Origin of the sequence: Pricia antarctica (genome assembly GCF_900101815.1) — a bacterium.
GTDB classification, from domain to species: domain Bacteria; phylum Bacteroidota; class Bacteroidia; order Flavobacteriales; family Flavobacteriaceae; genus Pricia; species Pricia antarctica.
This window is the reverse complement of the sequence record NZ_FNAO01000001.1, coordinates 590,489-604,460: the sequence shown is the minus strand read 5'-3', so window position 1 is coordinate 604,460 and position 13,972 is coordinate 590,489. Positions and strand designations below refer to the sequence as shown.

The 13,972-nt window shown below is 42.8% G+C and carries 12 protein-coding genes; 9 read left to right on the top strand and 3 right to left on the bottom strand.

Annotation, left to right across the window (positions count from 1 at the left end):
• Positions 1-63 precede the first annotated feature (63 nt).
• The gene (locus BLT07_RS02525) at positions 64-1,062 is read left to right on the top strand and encodes a DUF4837 family protein (RefSeq protein ID WP_091865363.1); all 999 of its coding nucleotides are present in this window, start codon (positions 64-66) and stop codon (positions 1,060-1,062) included.
• A gap of 96 nt (positions 1,063-1,158) precedes the next feature.
• Here BLT07_RS02525 and BLT07_RS20870 read toward each other — a convergent pair whose 3' ends face one another.
• The 3 genes from BLT07_RS20870 to BLT07_RS02515 all read right to left on the bottom strand — a co-directional run bounded on the left by BLT07_RS20870 (position 1,159) and on the right by BLT07_RS02515 (position 4,671).
• Entirely contained in the window at positions 1,159-1,326 is a 168-nt protein-coding gene (locus BLT07_RS20870; RefSeq protein WP_175455231.1) for a DUF6747 family protein, read from the bottom strand.
• 258 nt (positions 1,327-1,584) lie between these two features.
• The gene (locus tag BLT07_RS02520; protein ID WP_091865362.1) at positions 1,585-4,110 is read right to left on the bottom strand and encodes an OmpA family protein; all 2,526 of its coding nucleotides are present in this window, start codon (positions 4,108-4,110) and stop codon (positions 1,585-1,587) included.
• A 366-nt stretch (positions 4,111-4,476) separates the two neighbouring features.
• Complete coding sequence (locus BLT07_RS02515) at positions 4,477-4,671, bottom strand: twin-arginine translocase TatA/TatE family subunit (protein ID WP_091865360.1); 195 nt, start codon at positions 4,669-4,671, stop codon at positions 4,477-4,479.
• A gap of 407 nt (positions 4,672-5,078) precedes the next feature.
• Between BLT07_RS02515 and BLT07_RS02510 the strand changes: the two genes are divergently transcribed.
• From BLT07_RS02510 to rfbD, 8 genes are all read left to right on the top strand, one after another.
• Entirely contained in the window at positions 5,079-5,945 is an 867-nt protein-coding gene (locus BLT07_RS02510; protein WP_091865358.1) for a M23 family metallopeptidase, read from the top strand.
• Positions 5,946-5,958: 13 nt separating this feature from the next.
• Positions 5,959-7,455: a GH3 family acyl-acid amido synthetase gene (locus tag BLT07_RS02505; protein ID WP_091865356.1), complete on the top strand. Its 1,497-nt coding sequence runs from the start codon at positions 5,959-5,961 to the stop codon at positions 7,453-7,455.
• A 360-nt stretch (positions 7,456-7,815) separates the two neighbouring features.
• The gene (locus tag BLT07_RS02500; RefSeq protein WP_091865354.1) at positions 7,816-9,501 is read left to right on the top strand and encodes a DUF6909 family protein; all 1,686 of its coding nucleotides are present in this window, start codon (positions 7,816-7,818) and stop codon (positions 9,499-9,501) included.
• A gap of 9 nt (positions 9,502-9,510) precedes the next feature.
• Positions 9,511-10,521: a hypothetical protein gene (locus BLT07_RS02495; protein ID WP_091865352.1), complete on the top strand. Its 1,011-nt coding sequence runs from the start codon at positions 9,511-9,513 to the stop codon at positions 10,519-10,521.
• 76 nt (positions 10,522-10,597) lie between these two features.
• On the top strand, positions 10,598-11,641 hold the full coding sequence (gene rfbB, locus BLT07_RS02490) for a dTDP-glucose 4,6-dehydratase (RefSeq protein ID WP_091865350.1): 1,044 nt from the start codon (positions 10,598-10,600) through the stop codon (positions 11,639-11,641).
• A 68-nt stretch (positions 11,642-11,709) separates the two neighbouring features.
• Positions 11,710-12,579, top strand: a complete 870-nt coding sequence (gene rfbA / locus BLT07_RS02485; RefSeq protein WP_091865348.1) for a glucose-1-phosphate thymidylyltransferase RfbA — start codon at positions 11,710-11,712, stop codon at positions 12,577-12,579.
• On the top strand, positions 12,576-13,121 hold the full coding sequence (gene rfbC / locus BLT07_RS02480) for a dTDP-4-dehydrorhamnose 3,5-epimerase (protein ID WP_091865346.1): 546 nt from the start codon (positions 12,576-12,578) through the stop codon (positions 13,119-13,121). Before rfbA ends, rfbC begins: the two co-directional genes overlap by 4 nt.
• A complete protein-coding gene (gene rfbD, locus BLT07_RS02475) occupies positions 13,118-13,972 on the top strand; it encodes a dTDP-4-dehydrorhamnose reductase (RefSeq protein WP_091865344.1) in 855 nt (284 codons plus the stop codon). Before rfbC ends, rfbD begins: the two co-directional genes overlap by 4 nt.

Here is a 13,972-nt window from a genome sequence, read left to right as displayed (position 1 = left end):
CCCAAAATTGCGGTTGCCCTACCACTAGTTAACCAATAGCTGGTTAACGCAATACCTTAGACCATGAAACAATTTGGAATACTAGCTTTACTTCTCGCCTTGAGCCTAACCTCCTGCAACGAAGGCAAAAACCAAAAGTATCTGCCCACTTCGATCGGGGCCATTAATTCAATGGTCGTAGTCATCGACAACGAACTTTGGAAAGGCAAGGTCGGCGATTCAATCCGAAAGCATTTTGCGGCTCCCGTTTTGGGAATGCCTATGGATGAACCCCTGTTCAGTATCGACCAAATCGCCCCTAAATTCTTCACGGGATCTATTCGCAGTACTCGTTCGATACTGTATGTTATGGAAGATACGGTAAATGTGGGCCACGTCAAAAGTGATATGTACGCAACACCTCAAAAGGTGGGTGTAATCAAAGGATCCGACAAAGATGAAATCATTGACAATATAACGAAGGAATCAGACGAGATTATTGCGGCCTTTAAAGATATGGAAATAGAGGAACAGCAAAAACGGTTTAACCGGTCCTTGAACAAAGAAGGGGTACTGCAAGAGAAGTTCGGTATTACGTTGAAAGTCCCCTCTATCTATAAAGTTGGAAAACAGGAAGATAACTTCGTCTGGATCGACCGCGAAATACAAAAAGGAACGGCAAATATCATTGTTTACGAAATGCCGGCAAACAGTTTTAATAACGATTCAACCTTGGTTCAGGATATCATTGCCATGCGCGATTCCATCGGCGAAAAATATATTCCCGGGCCCGATATCACCGGTAAAATAACCTATATGAGAACGGAGCCTGCGTACGCTCCAGCAGTTTTCCCCGTAGAAATCGCTGGAATCAAAGGCGTGGAGGTTCGGGGCATTTGGGATATTAAGAACTACCCCATGGCAGGGCCTTTTCTGACCTATATTCTCAACGATAAGGCGCACAACCGAAAGTTGGTTTTGGAAGGTTTCGTCTTCGCACCCGCCACCGAAAAAAGGAACGATATCTTTGAATTGGAGGCCATATTAAAAACCTTGAAATTGACACCCCCACAAAGTAAATAGGCTTCGAGAAATAAGTGCAATAAAAAAGCCCATTGCTACGATGGGCTTTTGTTTTTCATAAAGATGAACTCGTTTTAACGAGTTCTATATATTGTGTCAGAAGGCGAATCCTGTAGAGAGCCTATAGGCGAAAGCGTAAAGCGTTATCACGAAGAGGGCGAGCCAAAGCCATGAGAACATCTTAAAATACTTTTTCAGCACCCTATAGGTCCAGTCTCTGAATGCTTCTACATAAATTTCCTTAACGAGTAATAATTTCTTCATATTTGGGATTTTTTATCTGGGACAAAGGTGACGCCATTTTCTATGTTTTGAAGAATAAATTAGATGAAACCTACCCATTATCGGTCATCTGCATCACTAATTTTTAGGTCTCGATAAAGTCCTTAAATTGACGGTGTAGGGCATTTTTATAGCACGGGGCACTGGAACACGTCTTAAGTGGAAACATAAAAAAACCGCCACCTTAGATAAGGCAGCGGCTAGGTTAAGGTGTAAATAGGTCGTGGAACCTTGAAATTCTTACTCTCTTACAATAATAAACTCTGAACGTCTGTTGAGCAGGTGGGTCGCTTCTGAACAGCGTACTGTACCGTCACACTCATTGAGCAATCGGCTCTCGCCATAGCCAATGGCGCTTTCGATACGGCTCGCGTCAATACCTTGGGATAGGATATAGTCACGGGTCGATTTGGCGCGCATGTCCGATAGGTATTCGTTGTACGCCCTGCTGCCACGTGAATCGGTATGTGATTCGATTTTTATCGCCATACCGGGGTATTCTTTCATCACACTGACCAGTTTGTCCAATTCTTTGGCTGCATCCGATCTAACATTTGATTTGTCGAACTCGAAATAGATCATTTCGGTCTTCAGCTTTTTGACACCTTCCTCTACGGCGATCATATCTTTAAGGTGTTTCATGGAAATGTCTACGTTGACACGTTGGTTGTCTACCGTAGCTACGGGACGTTCATCGTCGAAGAACTGGCCCTTTACGCTTTTTAAGGTGTATTTGGTGTTACCTTCAAGATCCTCGAATACAAAGCTGCCGTCATCTTCGGTCATCATCTCCTTAAGTTTGATGCCGTTCTCGTCCAGAAGTTGTACTAGTACCTTGGGCATTAGGTCTCCGGCAACCAGCTCGGTGATTACGCCTGTGATGGCGTTGTGGTTAGCCGGGATTTCTTCGATGGCCGGTCTTTTAAACGAATAGATATCATCATCCCCTTTACCACCGGCGCGGTTGGAAGCAAAAAACCCTTTGTAGTTTTCCTCGTCTACGATATATGAAAAATCATCTTTATTGCTATTGATAGGTTTGCCCAGGTTGGCGACGGCGCCAAAGCCCTCCTCCGCATCGTATGGCGTTTCGAAAACATCAAGGCCTCCGAGGCCCGTATGACCATCCGAAGAAAAATAGAGCTTGGTACCGTTAAAGAAGGGAAACATCTCCCTTTTCTCGGTATTAATACCAGGCCCTAGGTTACGAGGCGTAGAAAAGCTGCCGTCATCAAAGACATCGACAACGAAAATATCGGTCTTGCCGATACTGCCCGGCATATCGGATACAAAATAGAGCTGTTTGCCATCGGGGCTCAGGGCAGGGTGGCCTGTGGAATAGTCGTTGCTATTGAACGAAACCTCTACGGCTTCCGCCCACTCCGAGCCGATTTTGTTCGATTTGTATATTTTTAGGTGGTTCACCCCCTCTTTATCGCGTTTCAGCCTTTTACCGTAATTGTTGCGGGTAAAATACATTGTCCGATTATCGGGTGAAAAAGCCACGGATGCCTCGTGATATTTAGTGTTTATTTTTTTGGAAAATTTGATTGCATTTTGGAGGTCTTGCGATGCTTTGTTGATTTCGGCCACATAAAGATCCAAATAAGGCTGATCGTTCCATTTGTACTTTCGGGTCTTAAAAAGGGATGAATCTCTAGCGGAGGAAAAGACAATCTGGCTCGAATCGAAGAACATGGGCGAGAAATCGGAATATTGGGTGTTGATGGCCATGTTTTTAAGTTCGTAATCATCTTCCGAGTCTAAAATTTCGTCCAATACAATCTCGTTGGCCGCGATTTTAGCGTTATTCAGGCCTTCGTCTTTTCCGTTTTCCGTTTTCCGGTTATACAGCCGCATCAGGCGTTTGGCGCGACCGTATTTTCCGGCACCCTTTAAGGAGTGGGCGTATCTGAACATATTCTCCTCCGCCATTTCCTTCCCGTAGTTTTCATAAAGAATGTTGTACCACTGATAGGCCTTTTCCATATCGGTATTATAATAGTGGGCGTCAGCGGCTTTCTGTATGTTATCGCGGGTATAGTATTTTTCGCCTTTCGACAGGGCTTGCTCGTAAAGTTCGGCCGCTTCGGCGTACCACATCTTGTTGAAATAGGCATCGGCCTTTTGGATAGTTTTGCTTTTGTTGGCAGCGATGCTAATACTTGGCGCATGGCTGTCTAAGGAAATCAATTGTTCGGCACTGTTGCTGGTTTCGGCCTCCTCTTCGTCAATTTCAGCCGTGGTAATCGATCCGGTTTCGCTCACCTCCAACATAGCCAACGATGATCCGCCGATGGTCATACTGTTCTCAATTTCAAGAATCCAAATGGTGTCGGTGTAGGTGTCTTCCAATTTTGAAACACAGGCATCGACGGCCTCAAGACCGAACGGATAGTAGGTCAAATATACATAGTTGAGTCCGTTTTCGGGATTGGTGATGTAGCCGGACTCCGCAAAACCTTTTCGCTTTAATCTTTTCACCATCTTATTTAGGTTTTTTCTTTTGCCGAAAACTCCCGATATGATATAGTATCCGTTCTCTACGCTTTCTAATCCGCTAAAGGTTCTATAGGGTATATTCTGGCTATCGGCGGCTTCTTCGAAGGTCTTGTTGATGGAAACCACCGGGTCGGCATATAAAGTGGGATTGTTGGTGTCATTGCTCGCCGTGGTCCGTGATTCATCGATTCCGAGGTCGTTAAGGTCTTGGGCAAAGAGGCTGGAACCCAACAGTAAAATTAGAAGCGGCAGTAGTTTTTTCATGATTTGGGATGTCGGAAAAGCAGAAAATTTTTAGCGTTACGGATAATCAGTACCCAAGATTGAATTAGGTTCAATCAATCGGATTGGGCATCCTACTTATCAAATAGGATAACGTAAAAATCGGCTAATCACTGCTTTTGGAATAACAATTGTTGTGAAAGGAGGATAAACTGTGGTGAATCGAACAGGGAGATTACCTTAATCGGAAGGTTAGGGCTTGGAACGTATAGGGATAGTCAAGCTAAATCAAGAAGGTGAATTAAACTATGAACACATGTACTGATTTCCGTAGCATAAATTATTGGCGATTAAAAAAGCCCTGGGTGCGTAACACCAAGGGCTTTTTTGATATGATATGTAGACTATTTAGTCTTTTTTGTCTTCCAGTTTGTCGTTTACAGGTTCATCTTCCTTCGAGGCATCCTTAAACTCTTTGATGCCACTTCCCAGGCCGCGCATCAATTCTGGAATCTTTTTTCCGCCGAACAATAAAAGGATTATCACGACGACAACGGCTATTTGCCAAGGCCCTATTGCAAGAAAAATATGTAATGCTGTCATAATTTTAAATTTTATGGATAACAAATGTAGTAAAAAAGTAATTTACTTGGTTATAATACTACGGAAGTTAATTATTAAAGTGGTTTAATACCTTCAATCCGTGTTCAAGTACTTACGAAGAAAAAGCGCATGGGTTCATTATGATCTAGCAATCTTGCCAGTTCAATGTTTCCGCAATAAGGCAAGACCATCAAATTTTTACAAAAACCCTCCAATTTGTACGCGGCATGAGTATATTTGTCTATGAACTCGTTTAGACTTTTTGTTTGGAACCGAGAATTTCGGCTTTTGTGCTCTAATGAAGACTTTTTTGAGCAGCATAGCTGTAGCTACGGTGGGAGAAAAAGACAAAATTAGAGTGCAAAATGTGAAATTCGCAGGTAAAAGAAATAGTCTAAACGAGTTCAATGGCCAAAGAAGTCAAGAAAAGAAAGGAAATCAAAAGGAAGCTTTTGCATAAGTACCGGTTGGTCATACTCAACGAAAGTACTTTTGAAGAAAAGATATCCTTTAAACTAAGTCGTCTCAATGTATTTGTGACAGGCACGCTCTGTATCATCGGCTTGATTGGACTTACTACTCTATTGATTGCCTTTACTCCGCTGCGCGAATACATCCCCGGATATTCGTCGACAAAGCTTAAAAAGCAAGCGACCGATCTTACTTACAAAACGGACTCTTTAGTGGTCTCACTGGGTAATACCAATCGGTATTTAGAAAATATTCGCATGGTATTGAGCGGCGATATCGAAAATAATGAAACCAACCTTGACTCCATTCGTGAGCAGTTCGAGTTAGATCCTTCAAGTATCGACCTCACCCCGATCAAAGAAGATTCTATGTTGAGGGCCGAAGTGGCATTGGAAGATAAATACAACCTTTTCGAAAGAAAATCCACAAGTTCCGACCTGGTACTTTTTCCGCCCATAAGCGGAGTGGTTTCCAACACCTATGATGCCGGAAAAAAGCATTTTGCCGTTGATATTACCGCCCCGCTCAATACGCCGATCAAGGCCGTAGCCAACGGCACCGTCATTTTTTCGGAATGGACCGCAGCGACAGGTTACGTCATCATTATCGAACATAAAGAGGGCCTATTAAGCGTTTACAAGCACAACGGTTCCCTGAGCAAGGAACAGGGCGATATCGTAAGATCTGGCGAAGTGATCGCATCCGTAGGTAATACGGGAGAACTTACCACCGGCCCTCATCTACATTTCGAACTTTGGAGCGAAGGTAATACCGTGAACCCGTTGGACTATATTGATTTTTAAATACATTTTTTCCATGTCTCTAAAATCCTTCGCCGCCAAAATATTTGCCAGCTATATGGCCCGCAAAACGGCAAAGTGGGTCGATACCCCCATCGAAACACAAGAACGGGTTTTTAAGGAATTACTACAGAAGGCCGCGAACACAAGATTCGGAAAAGACCATGGGTTCAGCGAAATCAAATCGCACGAGGGGTTTATGGCGAGCGTTCCGATACGGGATTACGAGGAACTCAAACCTTACGTGGAGCAGGTCGTGGCCGGGCAGCCGGATATTCTTTGGCCGGGCAAGCCTGTCTATTTCGCCAAAACATCGGGCACTACATCGGGAGCCAAATATATCCCCATTACCGATACATCTATCAAGCACCAGGTGAACGCATCCCGAAATGCCATTCTCAATTACATCCACGAAACGGGAAATGCGGACTTTGTAGACGGAAAAATGATCTTTTTACAGGGGAGTCCGATTTTACAGGAGAAAAATGGAATTAAATTAGGGCGCCTTTCAGGAATATCCGCCCATTATGTGCCCAATTATCTGCAAAAAAACCGCTTGCCGAGCTGGAAAACGAATTGCATTGAAGATTGGGAAACCAAGGTAAACGCCATTGTCGAAGAAACAGTTAACGAAGACATGGCTATTATTGCAGGGATTCCCTCATGGGTACAGATGTATTTTGAGCGCCTGCAGGCGAAGACCGATAAAAAAATCGGTGAGTTGTTCAAAAATTTTAAGCTGTTTATCTACGGAGGCGTCAACTATGAGCCCTACCGCGCCAAATTCGAAAATCTGATCGGACGAAAGGTGGATAGTATCGAACTCTTTCCGGCCAGCGAGGGCTTTTTCGCCTATCAAGATTCCCAAACCGAAAAAGGGATGCTACTGCTTTTGGATGCAGGAATTTTCTACGAGTTTGTCAAAGCCGAAGACTTCTTCGATGGCAATCCCTCACGAGTAACCATCAAAGACGTGCAGCTCGACATCAACTATGTAATGATTATTTCTACGGATGCCGGACTCTGGGCGTACAATCTCGGGGATACCGTTCAGTTTATTTCTATAAAACCCTATAAAATAATTGTTTCGGGTCGTATCAAACATTTTATCTCCGGCTTTGGGGAACATGTTATTGCCAAGGAAGTCGAAGAAGCCATGCAGCAAGCCCTCGCCGGTACCGATGCCCGTATCAACGAATTTACGGTCGCCCCGAAAATAAATACCGATGCCGACGAGCTCCCCTATCACGAATGGTTCGTAGAATTCGAAAAAGAACCCTCCGACCGGGAAAAATTTATCGAAATTCTTGATACCGTCCTTCAAAAACAGAACAGCTATTATTTTGACCTCATTGATGGCAAGATTTTACAGAGGTTAAAAGTGACCTCCATAAAGCCGGGCGGCTTCAATGCCTACATGAAATCCAAAGGAAAATTGGGCGGGCAGAACAAGGTGCAGCGGTTAGCGAATGATCGTTCTGTTGCTGACGGCCTGTCAAAGTTCAAAGATTGACCATTCAACCGCACTCAGGGGAAAGGTTTAAGGTTCGAAAGTGCAATGATTCAGGTCGAGCAGCCATGTCAGATCAAGCGCCGTCGAGACCTCAATAAAATCGCAGGGTGCATGTCCCTATTCAAGGTTTCATGGCTACTTCGTAGGTATTCAAGGCACAAGGTTGCAAAAAAACCGTAATTTTGCCTGAGACTGTTTTGATGTCTGTGATTGGAATTTTTATAGGTCATTTTTGTAGCCTTTTAGGCAAAATTTTCTTGCATAGCCGTAGCTACGGTATAAAATTTTAACGATGAAGGATGCAAAAAAGAGCATAAAAAAGCAATCGACAGATTTCAATACAGTCTCTTAAATCCATTTATGGGCAAGACCATCACAACCACCCGCGCTCAAGAATCGACCAACGCCATCGAGCGGCTCTATATCACCATGCGGCACCTGTTCAACCGTGGATTTTACAAGCCGACCGGGGTATCCGGCGAATCGTTGAAGGATGCATTGCTGCAGCTGCGCCCCGAAATCTATGGCTCCCTCGGGGAGGATAAGGCCGAGCTTAATGGTTTGATCTACGTGCTCGAACGTCTGCCCGAAGGCATAGAACAGTGCCGGTTTATCAACCTGACCTCCGATGAAGGCTATGGGCGGTCCCATTTTAAGCCCATTATTCCACCAAAACGTCGCCGTAACTGCTACCGTATCGACGAAGAGCAGATGAATGTCGAGATAACCCGAGGCCGTTCGGATATTTATGATATTCTCACCCACCTGACCTTCCTATTTATAGAATCCGAAAAAATTAGCAAAAAGGTATTGATTGGAGATACCGATAAGACTATCCGCGATTGGAAGAAACTGGAGGCTTTCGTAAAAAAGGAGGAGCTTTCCCAAGCAGATAGGGAGGTCGCCGTAATCCATACCGCCAACATCCTGGGCCGACCGTTCGTGGAAATTATGGCGGTGCATGAACGATTCTCGACCAAAGAACGCCCCGAACGCTTTCTGGAAATCATTTACTGGCTCGGCAAGCTGGCCGTAGAAGAAGAGGTCACCGGCGAAAAAAGGACTATAACGTTCAGTGCACTGCTGCGCGAACGTCTTGGTCACCACATACACGGCGAACGCTGGGCAGATACCATCAAAGAAACCTTACGCAAAAACGGACTCCTAAAACGCCCGATACATATCATCAGTGCCAATATGCACAGTGTCATGAATTCATTGTTCGCCAAAAATGCCCTAAAAAAGGAGTTTCCCGATAACGAATCCCTGAAAATCTACGAATCCCTGAGCTCTTCTTTGAATCTGGAACTACGCGAGAAGGTAATCAAGGTGGCCAAAAAGAACGGAATGGTGGCCATCAACGACTTTTCGGGCACCAATATCGACGTGCAGTTGTTCGATACGGCCAAGATGGAGAAAGAGGTTTGTTGCTACGAACTGTCAAAAGAAATCACCGATGCCGAAAAACCTGTTATATTTGTAATGGATTACGCTTTTGGCGAGCAGGCGTATGAGACTATCGACGAGCTTTTGAAACCGTATAAGGAAGGAAAGAAAAAGGAGGTGCTATTAAATGTGGCCTCCATATCCATCATGGGAAAAGCAGGCATTCTCGATGGCGGCAAAGGTGATCTAATGATACCATCGGCCCATATTTTCGAAGGAACGGCAGATAATTATCCCTTTAAAAATGAACTTTGCGCCGAAGATTTTAAGGGACACGGATTGAAAGTTTTCGAGGGCACCATGGTCACCGTCTTGGGCACCTCTTTGCAGAATAAGGATATATTGAAGTTTTTCCAGCAGAGCACCTGGAATGTCATCGGCCTTGAAATGGAAGGTGTACATTACCAAAAGGCCGTACAATCGGCCTCAAGGATACGTAAGAGCATACGGGAGGACGTCAAAGTGAGGTATGCCTATTATGCTTCGGATAACCCTTTGGTCACTGGAAGCACCCTGGCTTCAGGTGGTCTGGGGACGACTGGTGTTAAGCCGACCTATTTAATTACCGACAAGATATTAACGCAGATTTTTAACTCATAGCAACCAAAAATGGCAGATAATAAACCTGTGAATACCCAACCAGAGTCTGATGAGATAGATTTGGGAAGGCTACTAAATATGGTCGGAAGAGGTTTTGAGAGTCTATTTGAAGGTTTTCTTCTTCTATTTTTGTACCTCAAAAAACAAATATTCTGGTTATTAGGATTGATTTTGTTGGGTTTGGCCATTGGATTTTTACTGAACAGTACCGTCGACAAACAATTGAAAACGGAAGTAATCGTAAAACCCAATTTTGAAAGTAAGGATTATCTCTACGATGTCGTTGACGAGATACAAGCCAATATTGTTGCCAAAGACACTCAGTTTTTGAATAATATAGGGGTTGATATTTCCGATTTAAGAGGATTTGACATTAGTATCGAACCCATTGAGAAAAAAAAGGAGGATAAAGACAATATAAAAGACGATAACGACTATCTTGAAATCCTTCAGAATTTCAAGGACCAAGAATTTGTTTCAGAGGTTATCAAGTCTGAAATTTTAGACATAACGGTTCTGACCCATAGAATAAAGTTTTTACATAAAAATCCGTTTAATGGACAACAAGTGGTTGGTAAGATTTTGGATTATATCAATGCCAATCCCTATTTTGTTGAGATGCGTACCATACATGAAAAGAATGCCGAGGATAGAATTGATCGAAACAAAGAACTCATAGCCCAGATTGACGGGCTCATAAATAACTATACCCAAAAATTGGGAAATTCATATTCCGGTATGGGAAGTCAAGAAGGCACGCTTTTGTTGAACGCAGAAGAGCCGCTGGACATCCCCAGTCTATTTGCATTGAAAAATGGCTTGATCAAGCAGATAGGTGACAAGCAGATTGAACTCGTTCAGCAAAAAGAAGCCGTTAAAATTGTTAGCTTCGGAAAGACCCAAGAAGTCAAAAACCAATTTTTGAACAAAAGCCTGATTCTTTTACCAATGGTTTTTTTAGGGTTATTTTTCCTCTGGACGCTATTAAAGTATTTGAATAAAAAGGCTTTGAGTCTCTGACATTATCGTACCGGGTATTTAGAATTTTATAGGTTACTATTACCTAAAAACCTTAGGTTTAAACAGATTCTATCAAATGAAAATTTTAATCACAGGCGGGGCAGGGTTTATAGGATCACACGTTGTACGTGAATTTGTAAATAAATATCCCGAGCACCATATTTTCAATTTGGATGAGCTAACCTATGCGGGTAATCTCGAAAACCTGAAGGATGTCGAAGCCGCCTCCAACTATTCCTTTATTAAGGGGAATATAGTAGATGCCAAATTTATACGGACTATTTTCGAACGGTACTGTTTTGATGGGATAATACATCTTGCTGCAGAATCGCATGTGGATCGTTCCATCACCGATCCGTTGGCTTTTGTACATACCAATATTATTGGAACCGTAAATTTGCTGAACGCTGCAAGGGATGTTTGGAAAGATGATAGCCATAAGAAACGTTTCTATCATGTAAGCACCGACGAGGTCTATGGTTCTCTAGGGACGAAAGGTTTGTTTTTAGAGACCACAGCTTACGACCCCAACTCCCCATATTCTGCTTCCAAGGCTGGTTCCGACCACTTTGTTAGGGCTTATGGCGAAACCTATGGGCTCCCGTATGTGATTACGAATTGTTCCAACAATTATGGTCCCAATCAGTTTCCCGAAAAATTGATTCCCCTTTTTATTCATAATATTATTAAACAGAAAGCCTTACCGGTTTATGGTGATGGAAAATACACTCGCGATTGGTTGTTTGTTAAAGATCACGCTACTGCAATAGATTTGGTCTTCCATCAGGGCGAAAATCATGAGACCTATAATATCGGCGGTTTTAATGAATGGCAGAACATCGATTTAGTCATACTGCTATGTCGATTGATGGATCAAAAGTTGAATAGGTCTGAAGGTAGTTCCGAAAAATTAATCACTTATGTGAAAGATCGTCCAGGCCATGATTTGCGATATGCGATTGATGCCCATAAAATCAACAAAGAATTGGGATGGAAGCCATCGGTTACTTTTGAACAAGGATTGGAGCTTACCATAGACTGGTATTTGAATAATGAAAATTGGTTGAAAAATGTGACTTCGGGAGAGTATCAGGCATATTATGAGAAGATGTACGGTTAACCGGTTCCAAATCAAAAACTGATGGCTACTGAGTGTAAGCGGAATTGTAAAGCACAAACCACTAAGAGATGAAAGGAATAATACTAGCGGGCGGCTCTGGGACGCGTTTACACCCATTGACTTTATCGGTGAGCAAGCAATTGATGCCGATCTACGACAAACCGATGATTTATTATCCACTATCGACGCTAATGAATTCAGGTATCCGCGAAATTTTAATAATTTCTACTCCAAAAGATCAATCTTTGTTCAAAGAATTGCTGGGCGACGGAGAGAAGTATGGATGCCAATTTTCCTATGCGGTTCAAAACGCCCCTAATGGACTTGCTGAAGCATTCATTATTGGAGCCGATTTTATCGGTAATGATAAGGTGGCTTTAATTCTAGGAGATAATATTTTTTATGGATCAGGCCTTGCTAAGCTGCTGCAGTCGAACAACAACCCCGACGGGGGCATCATCTATGCCTATCGGGTGCACGATCCTGAACGTTACGGGGTAGTTGAGTTTGACAATCAGGGAAAAGCGATTAGCATCGAAGAAAAACCGTCAGTTCCAAAGTCCAATTATGCCGTACCGGGAATCTATTTTTACGACAACGAAGTTATAGAAATCGCCAAAAGCATCAAGCCTAGCCATCGGGGGGAACTTGAAATAACAGATGTAAACAAAGTCTATTTGCAGCGAGATAAATTGAACGTAAGTATCTTGGACAGAGGAACCGCTTGGCTGGATACTGGCACTTTTCAGTCCCTTATGCAAGCCTCGCAGTTTGTCGAGGTTATTGAAGAACGGCAAGGGCTAAAAATAGGTGCGATAGAGGCCACGGCTTATGAAATGGGATACATCGACGAAATACAATTTAAGAATTTGGCCGAACCCTTGAAGAAAAGTGGTTACAGTAAAAATTTATTGGGAATCTTAAAAAAACATGCATGAAGGTAACCGAAACTAGACTTAAGGGTTGTTTCGTAATCGAACCGGCCCTTTTCGAAGACGATCGTGGTTACTTTATGGAGTCCTTCAACCAAAAAAAGTTCGACTCGATCTTAAGTAGACCGGTTACATTCGTACAAGATAATCAATCGTTTTCCAAAAAGGGAGTGGTAAGAGCCTTGCATTATCAAATCGGTGAACACGCGCAGGCTAAATTGGTCATGGTTCTTCAAGGTGTAGTACTTGATGTTGTTGTAGATCTTCGGAAAGATTCATCCACTTTCGGGGAACACATCGCCTTGGAACTTAGCTACGAAAACAAAAAGCAACTTTTTGTCCCGAGAGGTTTTGCACATGGTTTTGTAGTGCTGTCGGATACGGCACATTTTTTTTACAAATGTGACAACAATTATAATGCTTCTTCGGAAGGTGGAATAATCTACAACGACAATACCTTGGGTATTGATTGGAAATTACCTGGGAAAGACCTTTTTCTCTCTAAAAAAGATAAGCTGTTGCCTACATTGGAAAACGCTCGATTATGACTAAAATACTGGTAACAGGAGGCCACGGGCAGCTGGCATCGTGTATTCGGGAAGTTGCTGCCGATACGGAAGCCTACCAATTCGTTTATGTCGATTATGACGAGTTGGACATAACGAAAGAAATCGAAGTCGAGCGTTTTTTGGCAACGGGATTTTTCCAATTTTGTGTTAACTGCGCAGCCTATACGGCCGTGGATAAAGCTGAATCCGAACCGGAAATGGCAAAAAAAATTAATGTTGATGGTGTTCTTAATCTGGCAAAAGCTTGTAAAAGCCATCAAATAAAATTGATTCAGATTTCTACGGATTTCGTTTTTGATGGCTTTCAATCGATACCTTATGATGAAAATATAACGACGAATCCACTTGGGGTCTATGGGAAGACAAAATTGTGCGGAGAGAAGGCTATCACGGATCTTTTGGAAGAATATTTCATTCTAAGGACTTCTTGGTTGTATTCGGGATATGGACATAATTTTTTGAAAACAATGCTTAACCTGGCAGGGGAAAGGGAAAGCTTGAGTGTGGTTTGCGACCAAATTGGAACACCAACCTATGGCATCGATTTGGCAAATGTTATTTTGGGAATTATTAGAAACAACACCGACAAATATGGCTGCTATCACTATAGTAACGAAGGTGTAGCAAGTTGGTACGATTTTACCAAGGCCATAGTTGAACTATCTGGTTTGGAATGTAAGGTGTTGCCAATAATGAGCTATGACTATCCGACACCAGCTAAGAGACCTTTCTTTAGCGTATTCGACAAAACAAAAATAAAAACCAATTTGGGCATCGAAATTCCTTATTGGAGGGATAGCCTTAAAACGTGTTTGCAAAATAATAGCTAA